The 20,342-nt window shown below is 73.8% G+C and carries 13 protein-coding genes; 4 read left to right on the plus strand and 9 right to left on the minus strand.

What is annotated here, in order from left to right:
• Positions 1-44: 44 nt before the first annotated feature.
• Entirely contained in the window at positions 45-2,396 is a 2,352-nt protein-coding gene (locus FY030_RS16035) for a glycosyltransferase (RefSeq protein ID WP_158062510.1), read from the plus strand.
• A 19-nt stretch (positions 2,397-2,415) separates the two neighbouring features.
• Here the strand turns inward: FY030_RS16035 and FY030_RS16040 are convergent, their stop codons facing one another.
• The 5 genes from FY030_RS16040 to FY030_RS16060 all read right to left on the minus strand — a co-directional run bounded on the left by FY030_RS16040 (position 2,416) and on the right by FY030_RS16060 (position 8,016).
• On the minus strand, positions 2,416-3,684 hold the full coding sequence (locus tag FY030_RS16040; RefSeq protein ID WP_158062511.1) for a glycosyltransferase family protein: 1,269 nt from the start codon (positions 3,682-3,684) through the stop codon (positions 2,416-2,418).
• 97 nt (positions 3,685-3,781) lie between these two features.
• The gene (locus FY030_RS16045) at positions 3,782-4,897 is read right to left on the minus strand and encodes a glycosyltransferase family protein (RefSeq protein ID WP_158062512.1); all 1,116 of its coding nucleotides are present in this window, start codon (positions 4,895-4,897) and stop codon (positions 3,782-3,784) included.
• A gap of 11 nt (positions 4,898-4,908) precedes the next feature.
• Entirely contained in the window at positions 4,909-5,862 is a 954-nt protein-coding gene (locus FY030_RS16050; protein WP_158062513.1) for an ABC transporter ATP-binding protein, read from the minus strand.
• Complete coding sequence (locus FY030_RS16055) at positions 5,849-6,760, minus strand: ABC transporter permease (RefSeq protein WP_238348468.1); 912 nt, start codon at positions 6,758-6,760, stop codon at positions 5,849-5,851. Before FY030_RS16055 ends, FY030_RS16050 begins: the two co-directional genes overlap by 14 nt.
• The gene (locus FY030_RS16060) at positions 6,757-8,016 is read right to left on the minus strand and encodes a nucleotide sugar dehydrogenase (protein WP_158062514.1); all 1,260 of its coding nucleotides are present in this window, start codon (positions 8,014-8,016) and stop codon (positions 6,757-6,759) included. The genes FY030_RS16055 and FY030_RS16060 overlap by 4 nt, the downstream gene beginning before the upstream one ends.
• A gap of 55 nt (positions 8,017-8,071) precedes the next feature.
• Between FY030_RS16060 and FY030_RS16065 the strand changes: the two genes are divergently transcribed.
• The 3 genes from FY030_RS16065 to FY030_RS16075 are packed head-to-tail and all read left to right on the plus strand — an operon-like array spanning position 8,072 to position 12,674.
• Entirely contained in the window at positions 8,072-9,208 is a 1,137-nt protein-coding gene (locus FY030_RS16065; RefSeq protein WP_238348469.1) for a glycosyltransferase family 28 protein, read from the plus strand.
• On the plus strand, positions 9,205-9,840 hold the full coding sequence (locus FY030_RS16070) for a hypothetical protein (protein WP_158062515.1): 636 nt from the start codon (positions 9,205-9,207) through the stop codon (positions 9,838-9,840). Before FY030_RS16065 ends, FY030_RS16070 begins: the two co-directional genes overlap by 4 nt.
• A complete protein-coding gene (locus FY030_RS16075; protein WP_158062516.1) occupies positions 9,837-12,674 on the plus strand; it encodes a hypothetical protein in 2,838 nt (945 codons plus the stop codon). The genes FY030_RS16070 and FY030_RS16075 overlap by 4 nt, the downstream gene beginning before the upstream one ends.
• Here FY030_RS16075 and FY030_RS16080 read toward each other — a convergent pair.
• Genes FY030_RS16080 through FY030_RS16095 form a run of 4 tightly spaced genes read right to left on the minus strand, consistent with a single transcriptional unit; the run spans position 12,640 to position 20,314 of the window.
• Positions 12,640-14,418 carry a hypothetical protein gene (locus FY030_RS16080; RefSeq protein WP_158062517.1) on the minus strand — a complete coding sequence of 593 codons (1,779 nt, stop codon included), beginning with the start codon at positions 14,416-14,418 and terminating at the stop codon, positions 12,640-12,642. The genes FY030_RS16075 and FY030_RS16080 overlap by 35 nt on opposite strands.
• Positions 14,415-17,504, minus strand: coding sequence for a glycosyltransferase family 2 protein (locus FY030_RS16085; protein ID WP_158062518.1), 3,090 nt, complete (start codon positions 17,502-17,504; stop codon positions 14,415-14,417). Before FY030_RS16085 ends, FY030_RS16080 begins: the two co-directional genes overlap by 4 nt.
• On the minus strand, positions 17,491-17,841 hold the full coding sequence (locus FY030_RS16090) for a hypothetical protein (protein WP_158062519.1): 351 nt from the start codon (positions 17,839-17,841) through the stop codon (positions 17,491-17,493). The genes FY030_RS16085 and FY030_RS16090 overlap by 14 nt, the downstream gene beginning before the upstream one ends.
• 10 nt (positions 17,842-17,851) lie before the next feature.
• Entirely contained in the window at positions 17,852-20,314 is a 2,463-nt protein-coding gene (locus tag FY030_RS16095) for a glycosyltransferase family 4 protein (RefSeq protein WP_158062520.1), read from the minus strand.
• Between the last annotated feature and the right edge of the window lie 28 nt (positions 20,315-20,342).

Raw genomic sequence — 20,342 nt, forward strand, 5'->3', positions numbered from 1 at the left:
AGACCGGCACCGGCCCGGTCCGGTCACCGACGACAAAGGACAGCGTGAAGATCACCCGCCGTCGCACGAAAAAGAAGTCACCCCGCCGCATCCGCACCGACGCTCCGCGAACCTGGCTGCTGCTGGCCTCCAGCGCCCAGACCGTCACAGCCCACGCGGAGGAGATCCGGGGGCTGGCCTCGGCGGGGCACGTGGTGCGGTTGGGCTACCGGGGGGGACGCTTGCCGGTCGGCCTTCCGCGCGGCCGACACCGGCTAGGCACCTACCGGACCGGCCCCATCCGACCTCTCACCGCGGCCCTCACTGCGGCCCTCACCGCCCCCCTGCCGTTGGCCCGCAAACTGTCGCTCGCCGCCGAGCGCGACCGCTGGCTCGCCGAGATCGCCCCCGTCGCCGACGACATCGTCTTCCTCGACCAGCCCGCAGCCCAGCACCTGCTGGAACGGGTCACCGCCCTGGCCCCCGCTGCGCAGGTCTGGCTGCCCGCCCAGGCGGCCCGGGTGCTGGCCGAGGAGGCGGCCTGGCGCGAGCTCTCGGTCGGGGCCGTCGAGCTGGACGGCCGGCTCCCGGCACAGCGGATCACCCTCAGCCGGGTGCTCGCGCCCGCGGAGAAACTCACCGAGCTGGCCGAGGCCGCGCCGCTGCGTCGGGACCTCGCCCGCGACGTGCGCCCCGAGCTACGCCGGCTCAGCCGGTGGGCCCTGCGCCGCGGCCGTTTCGACCGGGTCGACTCCTTGCTCGCGATCACCGACCTGCTCCGGGGCATGTTTGGCCCCGACGGCCGCGAGGATGCAGCGGTCGCTGCCCTGCGGGCCCACGTCGCGCTGGTGCGCGACGAGGATCCCGGAGCACCGGTCGTCGAGCTCGTCGGATCCGTGCTGGACCAGGCCGACGTTGCCCTGGGCATCGACGACGTCAAGGAGGCCTCCGAGCTGGGCGCGATCGCGCTCGGTCTGGCCTTCCACCAGCAGCTGCACACCGCCACCATGCGCACCCCGCTGGTCGAGGAGCCCGACGTGTTCCTCGCCCCCCTGCGAAAGAGCCGGATCGGCCAGCTGTTGGCCCTGGCCGACGCCCGTCCCCTCGGGCCGGAGTCGCTGTTCGACACCGAGGGTGAGGGCGAGGACGCCGCCGGCCTGACGCACGAGGACGCGGAGCTGAACACCCCCAGCCACCTGGCCGAGGCCCCCGCGGTCCGCACCGACAACGGGTCCGAGGGCCGGTTGCGCGTCTGCATGCTGCCCGGGGTCTACGCCCACCATGCCGTCCCGCTGCTCGAGGCGCTGGACACGCACGAGGGGGTCGAGCTGACCACTGTCCGCCTCACCGGGGTGCCGTTCCGCGGCATGATGATCGACGCTCCGCTGTTGCAGTACCGGATCGAGCACGCCCTGGGCAGGGTGCCGACGGTGGGCCTGCAGGTGACCCGCGAGGAGCTCGAGGCGGTCCGCAGCGCGGACGTCGTCGTGGCCGACTGGGCCGACAAAGGCGCGGCCTGGGCCTCGACCGTCGTGCCCGACGGTACGCGCATGGTGGTGCGGGTGCACAGCGTCGACGCCCTCTCGGCACCGGCCCAGCTGGTTGACTGGTCCCGGGTGGACGACGTCGTCTTCGTCGCCGACCATATCCGCGACCTTTTCCTCGGGGTCCTGGGTGAGCGGGTGGGCCACGTGCGCACGCACGTCGTCACCAACATCGTGCCGCCGGAGAAGTTCCCTGACCCGCTGCTGCCCGATGCCTCCCGCACCTTGGGCGTGGTGGGCTGGGGGCAGGTCGTCAAGGACCCCACGTTCGCCCTCGACGTCCTGGAGATCCTGGTCCGGGACGACAAGCGGTGGCGGCTACGGCTGATCGGCACCGACTTCGGCCAGCACCACGCGGCCGCGGCCCAAGAGTATGCGGCCACCTTCCGGAGACGGGCGCTCCAGGACAACATCGTGGACCAGATCGACTACACCGGCTTTACCAGGCAGCTGGCCGACCACCTGCGCCACGTCGGGTTCATCCTCAACACCAGTCGGCGCGAGGGCTGCCCGGTGGGCACGCTGGAGGGCACGGCGGCTGGCGCCTTCCCGGTGGTGCGCGACTGGCCTACCTTCGCCGCGCTCGATGGAGCCGGTCGGCTCTTCCCGCGCCGCTGCGTCGTGACCACGCCGCAGGAGGCGGCGCAGCTGATCCAGTCCCTGGCCGACGACGAGCAGCGTCGCCGCGCGGTGGCGGAGGTCCGCCAGGATATGGCTGAGCAGTTCTCCGACGCCGGCACCCGGGACCGGCTGCTGGAGGTCATCATCGAGCCGCAGGCGACCAACCAGCCCCAGCCGCAGGCGACCAACCACCCCCAGCCGCAGGCGACCAACCAGCCCGAGCCACAGGCCGTGGAAGAGTCAGAGCGGTAGGCGGCCTCCTCCGGCCACGTCAGGCGCTGCGCGCCGTCACCGGCCGGGCGGCCTCCCGGTCGGGGACCCGCACGCCGCGGGCCAGCTGGGAGAGCAGCTGGGCGGCGGCGGTGGCGTGACCCACGGGGGTGCGGAACTGCAGGGCGGGGTCGTCGGTGGCGGACAGCACGCTGCTTTCCTCCAGGATCCCCCAGACCGGGGTGCCGCTGCCCCGGTAGTCCCCCCACTTGGACAGCAGGAAGGGGTTGCGCTCAGCCCCCCGGGGCAGGGGGTAGTCAACCACGAGCAGGACGTCCATCCGCCGGGCGATCTCCAGGAACTGGAGGAAGGGCAAGAACTCCTCCACCTTGACCGTGTCCTGCAGGCCCATCTCGGTCACGATCTCGCGCAGGGTGTTGGTCGGCTGGGTGAAAATGTGCAGACGTAGCCGCGCCCGCTGCTCCGGCGCCAACAGGCCCATGGCCTCCACGGCCGCGATCGGGCTCTGCTTGCCGTAGAAGTTGCCGAAGTAGGCGATGTGCAGCACCCCCTCCTCCAGCTCGACCGGGGCCCGGTCCATCGCGTAGAACTTCTCCGGCAGCATCGGGTGGTGGGTCGCGACCGTGTGCTTCCGCAACCGGTCCGCCAGCCGGGAGTCGTGGCACCGGCCGGCCATGTACTCGGCCTGCTGGGAGTTGGTAAACATGATTCGGTCGGCGAAGGCGTAGACCAGCACCTCCGCCCACTCGAAGACGTTGTCGCTCTCCGGTGGCTCCCAGCCCGCCTCCGTCAGCAGGACCCGCAGCCGGTCCCAGAGCTCCGAGTCTCGCATGGGCGCGTGCCGCTCGGCCCCCGTCGCGTCGGCGGAGCAGGGGTCGGAGAACTCCGCCTCCCAGACGATCTCGGGGTGGCGGGCCTTGACCAGCGCGGCCAGGAAGTGGGACGCCACGAAGTGGGAGCGGGAGAACATCGAGGACCAGGGGATCCCACTCTGGAGCAGGTCGCCGGCCTCGGCGGACTCGGCGCTCCACCGGTCGACCTGCTGCATACCCTCGTCGCACCAGGCCACGATCGAGCGCCAGGCCGAGAAGTAGGTGGGGGTGTCCAGCACCGCCCGGCGTCGGACCTGGCCGTCAGCTACCAGGTCCAGGCCCGGGTCGACCGCCCGCAGCCCGCCCATCTCGTTCTGGATGACGTCGACCGGCTCCCCCTGAAGGCAGACGCGCTTGGCGGCGACAGTGCCGGAGGTGTCGACGTAGGGGACGAAACAGTAGGCGATGACGAGGCGTCGGGCCGGGGTTGTCATCATTTTGTCGATCTTACCGAGCGGTGTCGGCGATACCCGCCAGGGTGGCCACTCAGGGCGTGGGGGACGAGCAGGACGTTCACGCGATGCCAGGGGCCCCTCACCGATCGGCGATCTCCTCCAGCGCGGCGACGAAGTCGCCCTTGAGCCGCTCCCAGTCATGGTGCTCGGCAACATAACCGTGCCCGCGGCGTCCGAGCACCCGGGCCTGGTCAGGGTCCGCAACCCACCCGGCGAGCACGTCCACGACCTCGGTGGTCGCGCGGAAGGGCACCACGACCCCCGCCCCGCTGCGCTGCACCAGGTCCTGCTGGAGCGGTAGCGGGGTCACCACCGCTGGGATTCCGCGGCCGAGGTACTCGACCACCTTGGTGGCCATGCTCGGCCGGAAGTTGGCCTCGTCGTGCAGCAGGCACAGGCCCGCGAGCGCCCCGTCCAGCCGGCGGACGGCGCGGTCGGCCGGCAGGAACCCCAGCCAGTCCAGCACCCCGTCGTCCGTGGCCCGGCGCAGGAGCTGCTCCGCGGCGCCGTGGGCGGGGCCGATGACCTCGACCCGCGCCCCCGGGGGCAGGCGGCGGGCCACCTCGACCATCTCGGCGGCCCCCCGCTCAAGGGTGATACTTCCCAGGTAGATGACCCGCATGATGCCGTCCTGCGGCTGGGCGGCCGCGTGGGGGCTGGTCGGCACGGAGACCACGTTGGGGACGACAGGGTGGGTGCGCCGGAACCGCTGGGCGTAGTGGTGGTCGGCGAGCAGCAGTTGCACTCTGCGCTCGGCGATCCGCTCGAGGCCCCGCACCGCCACCGCGGCCGGTCTCCTGAGCGGGCCGGGGATCCAGGGACGTACCTCGACGGCGGCGGCGGTGTCCTCGTGCACGTCCCAGACCACGGCAGGCAGGTCCAGGCCGGGCGTGGCCAGCAGGAGCTCGGGGTCGTGCAGGAGCACCACGTCATGGGCAGGCGCGAGGGAGCGGAGCACCCGACGCGCCCCTCGCAGCGCGGCGGAGCGCCGCCGGCCACTGGCGCGGGGCACGTCGACGGCCTTCATCCCCGCGACGTCCGTGGGCCGCTCGAGGCCGTAACCGCGCCAGGGGGCGGCGTAGGTGACGCGCCACCCGGCATCCAGCAGCGCGGCAATCTGGCGGTGCCGGATCCGGCTGTCGTCGGGATGGTGGACGACGGTGAGGACCAGGGCCGAGCGGCCCCTGCCAGACATGGCGTTTGCGCTCACGAGCGTTGTGGGCCCCGGCGGGCGCGGCGGTCCCACCGGTCGAGAAACTCGGTGGCGGCCTCCGGCCCCTCGTTGAGCTCGATCTCCTTGGCCTCCTCGAACCGCTGGCGCCACACCTGCCGGTGCTTGCCGTACTTGCGGTTGTAGAGCCCGAAGACCGGTTCCGGCTCACCGTCGGCCAGCACCCGCCCCTCGTCGATCCACAGCACCCGGTCGCACATCTTCTCGATTGAGGAGCGGCTGTGGCTGACCATGAAGACCGTGCCGGCCTGGGCCTGGAACGTCTCGATCCGCTCCTGGGCCTTGTCCTTGAAGGCGGAGTCACCGGTGGCCAGGGCCTCGTCGATGACGAGGATCTCCGGGACCGCGGCGGTGGAGATGGCGAACCGCAGTCGCGCCGCCATCCCTGTGGAGTAGGTGTTCATCGGCAGGTCGATGAAGGGGCCGATGTCGGCGAACTCGACGATCTCGTCAATGACCTCCTCGACCTGCGCCGGCGTGAAACCCTGGGCAAGGCAGCCGATGTGGATGTTCTGGCGGCCGGTCATCTTGGGCAGCAGGACAGCCCCGACGCCCAGCAGCGCGGCGCGGCCGTCGATCCAGATCTGGCCGCCCGTCGGCGGGACCAGCCCGGCGATCGAGCGCAGCAGCGTGGACTTGCCGGAGCCGTTGCGCCCGATCAGCCCGATGGACTCACCCCGGTAGGCGACGAAGGAGACGTCCCGCACCGCATGCACCTCGCGCACCCCGACGCCGGACCGGCTGCGGGTTGCGAGCCGACGGAAGATGCCGGCGTCGTCCTGGGGATCGACCTCGGGTCCTGAGCCGGTGCCGAAGACGCGGTAGGTGATGTCGACGTGCGAGGCGATGACCGAGGGCGGTCGCGTCTGGTCGACGATGCTTCCCGGGGGCAGCTGCGGCGGGGCGGGGGCAGCCTCAAGCCCGTCCATAGCTGCCCTCCCCCCGCCAGAAGAACACGAACCCGACGACGAAGAAGAGCAGGGCCCACCCGCCGCCGATGGCCCAGGTGAGCAGGTCGGGCGCGGCCGGGTTCCAGATCGTCTCCCGCACCAAGGTGAGGCTGACCGCGGCCGGCTGGTACTGCAGGGCCAGTGCGACGAGCTCGGGAGCCTGGAGGCGCTCGATCTGCAGCTCGATGGAGAAGAAGACGCCGGAGACGTAGCGCAGCAGCCGCACCACTAGCGGCATGAGGTTGGCCAGGTCGCGGATGGCGTGCACGAGGCGGGCGGTCAGCATGGCGATGCCCAGCCCCATGACCAGGACGATGAACAGCGCCACCGGATAGAGCAGCCAGCTCCAGGTGACCTGCCAGTCCTGGTCCCACAGCGCGATGAGGAGCAGCACGCCGAAGGCTGGGAGCTGGCTGACGAAGGCGGAGAGCACCGCCACCAGGGGCGGCAGCACGCGGGGGAACTGCATCGAGCGGATCAGGCTCATCTTGCTCATCAGCGACTTCGACCCCGAGGTCAGCGCCAGCGAGAACAGGGCGTACGTGAACAGCCCCGCGGTGAGGAAGGTGATGAAGTTGTCGATCCCGCGGGCGGTGCCCAGCAGCAGGCCGAAGATGAGGAAGTAGGCCAGGCCCAGGAGCAGGGGGTTGATGACGGCCCAGACGAAGCCCAGGTAGTTGTCCCGGTGCTCGCTGGTGAACTCGCCCTTGGCCATCGCCCACATCAGGTGGCGGTGCCGCCAGACGTCGGCGACGTAGCGCCAGAATCGCGGCCGCTGACCCACCGGCTGCAGACCGTGCAGGGCCGCGAGGGCAGCGGCGTCCTCCCGGCTCAGCACCGGTGGGACGTCTCGGGGGTCGGGCCCCACGACGGTCACAGTCGGCTGACCTTCTCTGCCTCGGTGGCCTGGCCGCGGGTGTCGAAGAACACCTGGGCGGCGCCGGCGAGGGCGTTCACGTCATACTCCCGATGGTTCTGCACCAGGATCGTCAGGTCCGCCTGGCCCGCGCCCGCAGCCGGGTCATCCACCCGCATCGCCTCCGGCACCGCGGACCAGTCCGTGACGTGCGGGTCGTGGTAGCGCACGAGCGCACCCTTAGCCATCAGGTTCCTCGCCAACGGCACCGCCGGACTCTCCCGCTGGTCGGCAATGTTCGGCTTGTACGTCACCCCCAACAGCAACACGCTCGAACCCTTCACCGGCTTGCCCTCAGTGTTCAACAGGTCCTGCACCCGGGTCACGACATACCCCGGCATCGAGGAGTTGATCTCCTGCGCCAGCTCCACGAACCGGAACGGGTAACCCAACCGGGCCCGCACATTGTGCGACAGGTAGTTCGGGTCGATCGGGATGCAGTGCCCACCCACCCCCGGCCCCGGATAGAACGCCTGGAACCCGAACGGCTTGGACGCCGCGGCACCGATGACATCCCACAGGTCGATCCCCAGCTCATGACAGAACCGCGCCATCTCATTCACCAACGCAATGTTGATGTGCCGGTACGTGTTCTCCAGCAGCTTGGCCGTCTCCGCCTCCCGCGTCCCCCTCGTCCGCACCACCGTGTCCACGAACCGACCGTAGAACTGCGCCGCCGCGTCCGTACACGCCGGGGTATGCCCACCAACCACCTTCGGCGTGTTCTTCGCCCCGAACTCCGCATTCCCCGGGTCGATCCGCTCCGGGGAGAACGCCAAGAAGAAGTCGGTCCCAGCCACCAACCCACCAGCCTCCAACGCCGGCCGCACCACCTCATCCGTGGTCCCCGGATACGTCGTGGACTCCAACACCACCAACATCCCCGACACCAAGTTACGCGCCACCGCCGCCACCGCCGCGTTGATCGCCCTCAGGTCCGGCCCACCCTCATCCGACAACGGCGTCGGCACACAGATCACCACCGCCCCCGCCTCACCGATCCGCGCCTCATCAGTCGTGGCCTCAAACCCCCCCGCCACCATCTCCGCAACATCCGCATCCGAGAGGTCATCCACATGCGAACGCCCCGCGTTCAACTCCCCCACCACACCAGCGTTGATGTCAAACCCCACCACCCGCAACCCCGCCCGCGTCGCCTCCTGCGCCAACGGCAACCCCACATACCCCAACCCGATGATGACAGCGTCGACAGACACGGTGAAAGGCTCCTTCAGGATGCGGGTGTGGGTCTGCGCGCGATACGCGCCCGTCATGATATCGCGCTGTGACATGATCGCCGGTATGCCGTCTGTCCTGCTGCTCTCCAGCAACGGCGCGGGCATGGGGCACCTGACCAGGCTGCTCGCCTACGCCCGACGGCTGCCGGGGGGCACCCGGACCCACGTGCTGTCCCTGTCGCAGGCGGTGCCGGTCGTGGGTCAGGAGGGGATCCCGTGGGAGTACCTGCCCAGCCAGGGCGCGACCGGGCTGCGGCCGGCGTCCTGGCGGCGGCTGTTCGCCGAGCGGGTGACCGAGGCCCTGCAGCGGCTCGACCCCGACGTCCTCGTCTTCGACGGCACCCACCCCTACTCCGGCCTCGACCTGGCGCTCGCGGCGCACCCGCGCACCCGGGCGGTGTGGAGCCGCCGGGGGATGTGGAGGCCGGGCCGCAACGTGGACCAGCTGGAGAAGGCCTCATGGTTCGACGCCGTGGTCGAGCCGGGCGACCTCGCCGCGGCCGCGGACCGGGGCGCCACCGCGACCACAGCCGGGGCGGTGCGCGTGTCGCCGGTGACCCTGGTGGACCGCGAGGGCCGCAGCAGCCGCGCGGACGCGCGGGCGGCGCTCGGACTGCCTGCCGACGACCCGCTGGCCCTGGTGGCCCTCGGCGCGGGCAACATCAACGACACCGACGACGAGGTCGGGGCGGCAGCGAGCGCGCTGCAGGCCCGAGGGGTAGGGGTCTGCGTCACCGCCCCGTCGATCGCCGAACGGGCCTACGCGGGGGCCGACGTGCACCTGGTCCGGCACTTCCCGCTCTCGGAGCACTTCGCCGCCTTCGACCACGTCGTCGCCGCGGCCGGCTACAACTCCTTCCACGAGGCGCTCCGACTGGGTGTCCCCGCGCTGTTCGTGCCCAACCGGCACACCAACCTGGACGACCAGGCCGGGCGGGCCGGGCACGCCGCCGCCCGGGGCTGGGCGCTGAGCGCGGACACCCTCACCGGTGGCCGGGCACCCGCCCTGGTCGAGCAGCTTCTGCACGAGGGCCCTGGGATGGCGGCCCGGGCGCTGGCCGAGGACCCGGGCAACGGCGCGGGGGCCGCGGCCGCCGAGATCGTCCGGGTGGCCGGGCTGGCCGGGGCTGGGGGCAACGCAGCGAGCCGACTGGGGGTGGGGCGCCGATGAGCCTTCCGCCCGGCGTGCGCCGCCGTCAGCAGCAGGTGGCCCGGTGGGCCCGGCGCACCCCCGGCTACCGCTTCGCGCTCGAGGAGGTGCTGCCCCGGGTGCGCCGCAACGCGACGCTCACCGACCTGGCCTGGCGCATCTTCGCGCCCCGGCACGGGGCGGGCAACGTCGACGTCGCACTCCTGCCCGACCGGCAGGTGACTGGCCCGGACGTCGGTCGTCTCCCGGTCGTCGGAGTCCTGGCCACCGGCCTGGAGGACGCCCGGGCCGAGCAGCTTCTCGCCGACGTCGCCGACCTGCAACGCGCCACCGGCTCCTTCCGGCCGGTACTCGTCCTGGACCGGCCGGTCTTTGCCGCCGCCCGCCGGCACGGGTATGTGGTGGAGCACGTGGTGCCCGAGCGGGAGTGGGCCACCGACAGCTTCGGCGAGGTGCCGTGGCCGGACTACCTGGCGCGCCGGCTGGGGTCGGTGATCGACCATTACCAGCTCTGGCACCTGGTCCGCGCCGAGGTGCCGGCCGACGGCGGTCGGGTGCGCCTGGACCAGGTCGACGAGGCCCTCCTGCGGGTGCTCGGGGAACGGCTGGGGCAACTGGGGGACGTCGGGACCGAGCCGCCTGCCTCGTCATGACCACCGCCCCCGTCGACGAGGCCGCCGTGCTGGACGGCGCCCACCCGCACGGCTACCTCCTCGTCAGCGGCGGGACCACCCCCGCCGGGGACACGCAGGGCTGGCGGGCCGAGCCTGGCCTGCTCCCCGGCGTCGTTCTGCACCTGCATCCCCGGACGGTGCTCGCCCACGGCCGCGGCGGGCACGGGGTGGTGGTGTTGCTCGGGCACCCGGTCGACGTCGTGGCCGGGATCACCGACGGCGACCGGATCGCCAGCCGGCTGGCGGGGACGTGGGACCTGGGCGGCCAGGACGCGCTGGTCAGGGAGGCGGCCACCCTCGGCGGCCGGTGGACCCTGCTGGCCGCGCCCCGGGCGGGTGCTGCGCCGGCGGCCGGCACCGGGGACGAGCTCAGGGGCGGTGTGGAGCAGGACGGCAGGGGCGAGCTGCTCGTGGTCCCGGACACCCACGCCACCCAGCCCGTCTTCTATGCCGTCTCCGACGGACGGTTCGCGTTGGCCAGTACCCCTGCGCTGGTGGCGCGGACCCTCGGCCTCGCCGTGGACGAGGCGGCCCTGGCCCTGCTGGAGGAGCTGCGCCGCCGGCGCGGCGGGGCGGTGACCTACCTGCCCGGGCTGCGCACGGCATACCTCGGGCTGGCACCGCTGGTGCCCAACTGCCTGCTGCAGGTGCGGCTGGGCACGCGCCCGGACCAAGCACCCACTGTGCGGCACGAGCGGTTCTGGCCGTGGCGGGAGCGGGAGGAGACCACGGACGTCCGGGCGGTCTACCGGGTCTTCCGAGAGCGGCTCGGGGCGCACGCCCAGCTGCTCGCCGGGCTGGGCCGGCCCGCCCTCAGCCTGACCGCCGGCTGGGACAGCCGGGTCACCGCCACGGTGGCCGCGGACGTGCTGCGGGCCCGCGACGGGCTGGCCTTCACCTACGTCAACCCCCGCGACGCCCGGGCCGGCCGGGCAGCGATGGCCGACGTGACCGGTGCGAGCGCGGTGGCCGCCCAGCTGGGGCTTGCGCACCGAGTGCTGCGCTGGCGCCAGCCGCCTCCGGGGGGCACCTTCGACGTCCTGCACCGCCGCACCTATGCCCCGTTGTCGCCCAGCCGGGGTGCCGCCCACGCCATGTGGGCCGACCTGCCGCGCGACGGCAGCATCGTCCAGCTGCAGTCCAACGGCGGCGAGACCGGGACCACCTTCATCCAGGCCCGGACCGGCGAGCCGCTCTCCCCCGTGCGGCTGGCGCGGATGATGATGGGCGCGACCGAAGGGCTGGAGGACCTGGCCGGGCAGATGTACGACGGCTACCAGGACCACGCCGCGATGACCGCGGACCGGCTGCTCGGCTACGACCACCACGACCTCTTCTACTGGGAGCAGCGGATCGGTCGGTGGGGCTGGCAGAAGTTCACCGACGGCGACTTCGGGCACCGGATCCTGCTGCCCTTCAACGACCGGGTCCTGCTGGAGACGATGCTCTCCCTGCCCTACCCGCAGCGGGAGGCCAAGGTGCTCTTCGAGCGGATACTCGCCGACGAGCCGGCCGGGCGGCTGCCGGAGCGCCGGAGTGCGGGCCGGGCGCCCGAGGCCACGGCCACCACGCGGCTGGGGGCCCTGACCCGGCGGGTCAGCACCCGGCTGCCGGGTGTCGCCGGCCGGCTCGGCCAGCGGGTCGGCGGGCGCCTGGAGCGCGTCGACCGGGACCGGGCGCAGCTCACCGGTCTGGACAGGCTCACCTGGCCCCGTGGGTATGCCGTGCTGCCCGCCGCCGCGCCCGCCGCCCGGCCCGGCTGGGCCAGGAGAGAGCTGCCCGGGGGGACGATGACGCTGGAGGCGCACCCGGCCCTGCCGCACGCACAGGTGCCCTTCGAGGGTGGCGGCGTGGTCGTGCTCGGCGACCCCGTCGACGTCGAAGCTGGTCTCACGGGAGCCCGCGAGGTGGCGGGGGCTCTGGCCCAGCAGCTGCGCACCCACCCGGGCACCCCGGCGGCGGCGCTGGCCGCCGTGGAGGCGCGGGCGGCGACGCTGGCCGGCGGGTGGCTGGTGCTGCTGTCCACCCCGGCCCGCACGGTGGTGATCCCTGATCCCTTGGTCAGCCTCGGCCTGCACCTGCTGGAGGGCGGGGTCGGCCTGGTCTCGCACGACGGGCTGGCACCGGGCCCCTCCACCTGCCTGGGGGCGGACCACCTGCTCGCGGCCGCCGGGCCGCTCGGTGTCGTCCCGCTGCACCCCGTCTCCTTGGCGGTGCTGGTCGACCTGCCCGGTGCGGCGCGACATGCCGCCGACCAGGGCTGGACCCGCGGGTCACGACTGGCCCGGCACACCGAACTGCTCCGCCGTCGTGGGCCGGTCTGGCTGGGACTCACCGGGGAGGAGGGCAGCCGCCAGCTGCTGGAGCTGCTCGCGCAGGACACGGCCGATGTGCAGGCCATCTCCTGGTGGGACCGCCTGGCCCCGGACGAGGCCGCGGACCCCGTCTTCACCGCCTCGACGCTGGCCGCAACCGCGGGGGTGCCGCACCGAGTCCTGGGGCTGCGGGAGGACCTCGACGGCGCGCACGGCGGGCCGGGCCGCAGTGCCCGGGGGGTCGCCGAGGCCGCCCTGGCTGCGTCCTGGCCTCAGGACGGGCGGGTGCAGCTGCCGCTCAGCGACGCCCTGGACCAGGCCTTGCCGGACGACGCTGTGCTCTGGCTGGGCAGCCGACCCGTGCCGCCCCGCGCGCTCGGCGCCCCGGCCGGCCCGTCGGCCGTGTGCTGCAACCCACGGGTGATCGACCTGACGCAGGGCGTCCGCCCCGTGGCCCTGCCGTTCAGCGACCGTCTGTTGAGCCTCCTGCCCCGGTGAGGGTTGGCCGCCCCGCGGCCCGGAACACGTAGGCATCCCCACCGTCCCTGGGGAGGTCGGCCACGAGCTCGTAGTGCTCCTGCAGGAACCTCAGCAGGGGGTCGGTAGCGACCAGCGCGTCCCAGCTGCCGGCGGCCCGCTCCGGCGCCTTGGCCACGACAGCGACGTCGGGCAGGCGGCCGGTCTCTCGCCACCAGCGCACCGTCTCCTCGTTAGCCTGCCCGAATGCGCTGATCCAGATCAGGTTGGTCTGCATCGGGGCGGCGCTGTAGGTGTAGGCCCCGGGGATGCTGTAGAAGAACACCCCGTCACCCGGCTCCACCCAAGCCTCGACCAGGGCACGCAGGGCTTCGTCACGTTGCACGTGAAACTCGCTGGCGTGCAAACCGGCCATCGGACCGGCCGTGACCGGCCCGAGCAGGGTGCCAGGCGGGCCGTCGCGGAAGCTGCGCAGCGGGTGCACCGCCAGCAGCGACCCGACGAGGGCCAGCGCCGCCAGGAGCGCCAATGTCCGGGTGCCGTGCCGGCCGGCCCACAGCACCAGGCCGACCCCGACGGCACCCACCAGCGGCAACACGGGTGGCAGCGGCGCCCCCCAGCGGATCGACGCCGACGTGGTCATCGCGAAGAAGACGACGCCCAGCACCGCGGTCGGCGCGGTCAGGACCAGCAGGAGGCGCAGGTCACGGTCCCCCACCCGGTGGGCCCAGGCGAGCACCGGCGCCGCCAGGAAGGTCAGCAGCAGCAGCGCAAAGGTGGCGCTGTAGAGCCCGAACGGTTCACCGCCGTGGGGCTCCTCCGGCGCGACCACCCACGCGGTGCCGGCCAGCACGACCGGGATCCCCAGCGCCGCAGTGGCCCGCCACCGCCACGGCAGGCGAGGCAGCAGCGCCAGCAGGGCGAGCACCAGGGCGGGCAGATGACGCCAGGCGAGCACACCCGTGAGGTAGCGCTGCGTGGAGCCGGCCAGCCGAGTGAACGGGCCAGGGCGGGAAGCCTGGTAGTCAGTCGTGTAACGGACCGTCTCCAGCACCGCCCCGAGGCCGGGGCCGAGCGCGAGCACCAGCACCATCAGGGCGGAAGCGGCGCCCCCGCCGACCAGCACCCCGGTCACGACCGGGCCGCGCCGGGCCAGGATCAGCACGGTGAGCCCGAGCATGGCCGCGGCCGGCAGGCTGGCCGGGTGGCCGAGCACAGTCACGGCCAGCGCGACACCGGCGCAGGCGGCCCACCGGGCCGACCGGGTGCTGAGCGCGGCGAAGCCGGCGCAGCCGGCCAGGCCGAGCATGAGCACCGGCAGGGTGTTGTAGCTGGTCACCAGGAGGTTGTACGGCGTCGGCAGCAGCATCAGCACGACCGCCGTGAAGGCGGCGGTCCGGGGCAACCGCGTCCGCAGGGCCCGGTAGCCCACCGTCCCGACCGCGAGCGCGAGCGCGACGTAGAACACCCGGGAGGCCAGCACCACCGCCTCGATCCCGACGAAGTGCAGCCAGAGCCAGGTGAACGGCACCGCCGGCACCGAGCCGAGGGCCTGCAGGTTCATCTCGTCGGTCAGCGGCTGGTCGCCCTGCGCCATCCGCATCGCCAGCGCGACCACGTGGGTGCCGTCGCCGAGGTCGGAGCCCAGCCGCGCCCGCCACAGCGCGAAGACCGACAACGCCAGGGTCGCCAGCAGGACTGCGAGCCCGCCGTGCGTGGCCGGTCCCAGACTGTCCTTGGCTGCGCGGGGGCCGCGCCCGCTCATCGGCGCACCTGCAGCTCCCGGGCACCCTGCGCGAGCGTCCACCCGGGGACGGGTGTGGCGGGGCCGCCGGTCACCTCGCCCAGGACGTGCACCCGGCCGTCCCGCACCAGCAGCGCGAGCGGGATGTCGTCGCTGCCTGCCACCGCGGCGGAGACCTCGTCGTCCAGCGATGCCTCGTCCGGCACGGCCAGCGCGACCCGCAGGCGGTCGCGCGAGGCCCTGGACAGGTCCTGCGCCTCCACCAGCACCAGCTGGTCGGCGCGGCCCGCGTCGGCGGCGGAGCGCAACGGGACCGAGCGCACCCGCAGTCCGGTCCCCTCCCGCACCGCCACCTCGATCGGCTCTGCCCGGTCCCCCGTCGGCCGCACCTGGACCACGGCGGCACCGGTCCACTGGCGGCCGCGGTCGGCTCGGGACTCGCGGGAGCCAGCCCAGGCCTCCCGGACGCCGGCGAGGGTCGCCAGCCGCTGCACGAAGGAGGCGTGGGAGTAGCGCTGCCGGACCAGCTCGAGCACCCGCTCGACCCGCGCCGCATACCGCTCCGGATGAGCCACGTAGGACTCGATCAGGTCCCTGGCCTGCCGCGGCTCGGCGTAGTCCAGCAGGTCGCCGAAGACGACGCGGTGCTTGGGGTGGGCCACGACCACCAGGCCGGCCGCCGCCGCCTCCAGCAGCACCCGCCCGAACGCCTCGTGCCGCTCGGGGTGGTCCTGGTAGAGAAAGAAGTCCAGCCCGGCGAGGAACTCCCTGGGCTCCACCGCGCCCACCCGCAGCAGTTCCCAGTTCTGCGGGACCGGCGTGTCCTCCGCCAGCCCTGCCTCCACCGCCAGCCGCTTCCACGTCGCGCGCGAGCCCATGAGGCGCACGGCATACCCCTCACCGAGGTCGTAGGCCGCCAGCAGGTCGGCGTGCGTCGCCGGGTGCTTGAGCGGGTGGTCCCGGGAGAGCCGGCCGACGACGACCGGCTCACCCCCTGCGCCCGGTGCGCGTTCCCGGCCCACGCGCCACTCCGCCACGTCGATGAGCCCTGGGTTGTCCCACGGCGTCAGCCGCACGCTGCGGTCCTGAGCCAGCAGCACGTCCCGGATGACCGGGCCCTGGGGCACCCACACGGGGTCGGTGCCGAAGAGCTCGCGGGCCCGCTCCGTGACGTCGGTGACGACGTAGCGCTGGTCGCAGCCGTCCGGCTCCAACGGGGCCTGGTTGGCCACGACGAGCAGGTGCCGGGGACGCAGCGGCCGGGGCCGGGGCACGGTCGGCGGGTGCTGCAGCACGAGGGGGTAGCGCACCAGGAGCACCTCGACGTCCACGTCGTCGTCGACCTGCACCCACTCCACCTCGCGGCGCCGGAGCAGCTCGGTGACCGGGGCGCACAGGGGCAGGTCGCGGGTGGTCGCGAAGCGCAGCGCCTCCAGGTGCAGGATGCCGACCCGCAGCCCGGCGGCCCGGGCGGCCCGAATCTCCTCCAGCATCGACCGCTGGGGTCCGCCGTAGCGGCGCCAGTCGCCGCCGAGCACCAGGCCCAGGTGCCGCGGTGGTGGCAGGTCCGGGTCGCGGGGGGCCCCGCTCACCCACCGGCGAGGCTCGGGGACGGGCCGGTCCACGCCCGGGTCGAGGTAGGCCGCCGCGCCGGCGCGGATCTCCTCGTGCCACGGGGTGTAGAGGCACTTGTAGGCGTGCCGGGCCCCGTGCCGCCACATCCGGCTGAACTCACCGGCCGACAGGCTGTCCTCGTCGGACCGGAGCAGCAGGAGGCACTCGTCCACGGTCCGTACGCTGTGCTCGCCGAAGGCGGCCTGCAGCCGACGGGCGTACTCGGTGTCGGCGGACTTGCGGGCCGGGTCGAAGAAACCCACCCGGGACAGGGCCGGGTCGAGCCGGACCAGGAGGGTGGGCGCGGCCACGGCCCGGTGCCGGTAGCCGAGCTTGACCAGCGCCAGGTCCTCGGTGACGCGGGCGCCGAGGCCGCGGGCGGCGACCAGCGAGGGCTCCGCCTCCAGCGTCCGCACCAGCGTGGCCACCGCTTGCGGGTGCAGCCAGTCGTCGGAGTCCAGGGTGGTCAGGAAGGTCCCACGGGCCTGGCGCAGGCCGGTGTTGCGGGCGCGGTAGGTGCCGCCGTTGACCGCCTTGGCGATGACCCGCACCCGGGGGTCGAGCTCCGCCGCGGCGCGTAACCACGGCTGTGCGTCGGGGCCGGAGGCGTCGTCGATGACGAGGACCTCCAGGCGCTGCCAGGTCTGCGCGAGCAGAGACCGCACGGCGGTGAGCAGCGGCGGGCCGGGTCGGTAGGCGCTGACCACCACGGTCACCAGGGGGTCCCCGTCGACGTCGGCGCGCGGCAGCGGGTTGGTGCCGAGCCGGTCGAACGGGGTGGCTCCGGCCACCCGCGTGGCCTCCGTCGCGACCAGCCGCAGGGGCGCGAGCTGCTCGGAGTGCAGTGCGGTGTCCAGCAGTCCGAGCCAGCGCGCCAAGGCGTCGCCCTCCGGCGCCCGGGGACCAGGGGGGTCGGCCGCCTCGAGGGGGTTGGTGGGATCGGCGGAGTCGACTGGGATGAGGAAGGGGTTGGCCAGGTCGGCGCGGACCGCGTCCGCCACGTCGGCCGGGACGTGCCGGTGGTCGAGCAGGTCGGCGCAGCCTGCGGCGTCGCGGTCGAGGCAGCGCAGGTGCAGCAGGACCTGGACCGCCTGCGGGTGAAGGTGGTCGCGCTGCCCGCAGGCTGCCAGCGCCTCCAGGAGGACCCGGGCCCGGGCGGGATCCCCGGGGTCGAGGGTCTGCAGGGCGAGCACCCGTGCGTACTGGCCCAGGTGGTAGGCGTCGGCCCCCTCGGGTATGGCCGGGGTGCCGGCCCCGGCGGTGGTCCGGGAGGCCCAGTCGTCGACGTCCTGTGCGGTCCGTCCTGGCCACGCCGCTTCCACCAGCACCTCGCGGGCGTGCCGTGAGCGGGTGCGCAGCGCGGTGGCAGCGAGGGCATCGGGGTGGTCCAGCAGGATCTGGTTACGTGCGGTGTCGCGGGTGACCCCGGCCCGGGTCGCGACCGGGTGGACCGTCGGGGCAGGGGCGGGCTCGGCGGGGTCAGCCGCGCTCATCACGCTGGCGGATCGTGGCCTCGAGGGTGTCCTGGAGCCGGTCGAGCCGGCCGGTGTACTGCGCCTGGAGCGCCCGGACCGTGCCGACCACGTCCTCCTGGGACGGGGTGGCCCGACCGCCGGTCGTGTCGATCGTGGCGACCTGAGCCTTGACGAAGGACCGCAGCTCGCGCACCCGCCGATCGGTGTCCAGGGCCGCGAGCAGGACCGCGGTGGCCAGCAGCATCGCGGCCAGCACGACGAGCCACCACCATCCCAGTGCGGCCCCCAGCACCGCGAGCAGGCTCAGCCCGCCACCGGCGGCGGCACCGACGACGAGGAGCTGGTGGCGACGCATGGGCTGCACGCTACCCGGTGGCGTCGGTCCGACCCTGCAGGACCGAGCCGTAGAGCGCCGCATACCGGTGCGCGTTGCCGGCCCAGGTGCGCTCCTGCACCACCCAGTCGCGGGCGCGGGCCGCGACCGCTGCGCGGCGGGCCGGGTCCGCGGCCAGCCGCTGCAGGAGCCGGGCCAGGGCTGGGGCGTCCCCGGCAGGGTAGGACCAGCCGCGCTCGCCGTCGCCGATGACCTCCAGCAGGGCCGGCTGGGCGGAGACCACGATCGGCACCCCCATCGCCATCGCCTCGTAAGGCTTGAGCGGGGTGACCAGCCGCGCGGCCCGCTCGTCGCTGCGGGGCACAACCAGCACGTCCAGGAGGGCGTAGGCCTGGGCGACCTGCGCGTGCGGCACCCGCCCGGTGAAGGTCACGACGTCGCCGGCGCCCCACTGGCGGGTGGTCTCCTCCAGATGGGCTCGCCGGGGGCCGTCCCCCACGACCAGGACACGGACGGTGAGCCCCGTGTCGCGCAGGATGACCGCCGCCCTGATGAGGTCCTCGACCTGCTCGCGCTGGTGGTCCAGGTTGGTGATGTAGCCGAAGGTGAACGCCCCACGGGTGCCCCACCGGCTCGCGAGCAGATCCTTCGGGCCCGCCGGTACCAGCTGTCCGGGGTCGACGGCGTTGGGGACGAGGGTCACCTGCTCCGGGTCCACGCCGCGCGCGACCAGGTCGTCGCGCATCGTCCCGGCGAGGGTGACCGCGGCGTCAGCGGCGTTCACCAGCTCGGCCTCCTTGGCCATCCGCCGGGCGAAGGTCTCCCCCCGCTCGGCCCGGGCGGCCTGGCCGGTCCACAGCGACTCGAACAGCCCCCGCACCTCGTACACCCACGGCAGGCCGGTCGCCTGCGCCACGGCGGCCCCGACGACACCGAGGTCGTAGCCGCGCCCCCCGGAGTGCACGTGCAAGAGCGCTGGACGCTCCTGCCGCACCACGTCCAGGACGGCGCGCGCCTGCTGCTTCAGGAAGGCCGTCGGTGGACCACCCGGGACCGGTGCCGGCTGCAGATAGCGGACGCCGTCAAGGACGGTCTCCTCCACCGGGGGCATCGGGTCCTGCGGACCGTCGTCCGGGTCAACCGTGCCTGTCTCGGCCTGGGGTGCAGCCACCGCGACGACGTCCACACCGGCCTCGGCCAGGGCCTTCAGAGTCTGGTGGGCGCGGACGCTGTAGCCGGCTTGGCGCTGCGGCAGCGTCACCTTGAGCAGGTGCAGGACGCGGCCGGACGCGAGGGGCTCGACGGAGGCGGGCGGCAGTGCGGGCAGCCACCCCGGCTCGGTCTCCCGAAGCCGCTCGGTGACGCGATCCAGCGCCTCGCGCAGGGTCGGCACCGGCTGGCTGGGCAGCTCGAGCTGCCGGTGCAGCAGTGTCCGCTCCAGGGTCAGCGACCCGGTGGCGCGGGCCAGGAAGTGCAGCTCGCGCAGCACGGCGGGGGAGGTGCCCGGCGCAAGGTCCTCCGTCAGCTGCGCCGCGAGGGCCAGGGCCGCGTCGTCGCCGGCGTCCGCCGTGGTCCGGAGGAGGCGCACCGTGTCCTCGTCGAGGGCCGCGGCGAGGACCTGGTGAGCAGCGCCGGCATCGCCTCGGGTCAGGGCGTCGCCGACCGGCGGGGTGAGGACGTGGTCGATGCGCCCCGGGGGCACCAGATGCCGCCAGGGGCTGCGGCGGTCGGTGGCCCGCTGCAGGTGCACGATCCGCAGGCCCGGCCAGTGCCCCAGGAGCAGCACGGCCGGCCCGAGGCCGTCGAGGACCACGGCGTCGGCGTCGGTGAGGTCGGGCTGCGGCACCTGGTCGAGGTCGACCAGGGTGACCGCGACCCGACTCCCGGTCAGGGCCGCCCTGACCTCTTGTCGCGGCGCGCCGTCACCGCCGGCGACCACGGTGAGGCGGTGTTTTGCGCCCAGGGGACGGGAAGGGTCTGCGGGTCGGCCGAGCCGGCCCTCGGGCGCCCCCGGGGTCGTCAGGTCCGCACTCCCGGCTCGGGTGGCGGTCGCGATCTCCTCGGCGAGGGTCTCGGCGCCCTGGTCCCAGGTCAGCACGGGCACCGGGCGGCCGGCACCGTCGGTGGCTCCGGTCTCCGAACGCCACCGGGCCAGTGCCTGGGCGGCTGGGTCGTCGAGCGCGACGAGGAGGACCTCGCGCTCGGTGCCGGCGACCTGGGCGGTGAGCCACGGGTCGGCGGCCAGCTGCTCGGCGAACGGGGCTGCGGGACCCCGGGCCGCCCTGGTGACCCAGGAGGCCACGGCTCCTCCCCACCCAGCCTGGCCCTGCTGGGCCGGCACCCGGTGCCAGGGCACGGCGGCACCGGGGCTGTCCGGGGGGCGCTGGGCGGCGGCCCGCACGTCCAGCCCGGCCTCGGCCGCGGCCCGCGCGAGGGCCTGGACCTCGGTGCGCTCCACCCGGGTGCCGACGAGGACGAACCTGCGCGAGTGCATACCTCGATCCTCGCAGACCCCCCGCGCG

Source organism: Ornithinimicrobium pratense (assembly GCF_008843165.1).
GTDB lineage: Bacteria > Actinomycetota > Actinomycetes > Actinomycetales > Dermatophilaceae > Ornithinicoccus > Ornithinicoccus pratensis.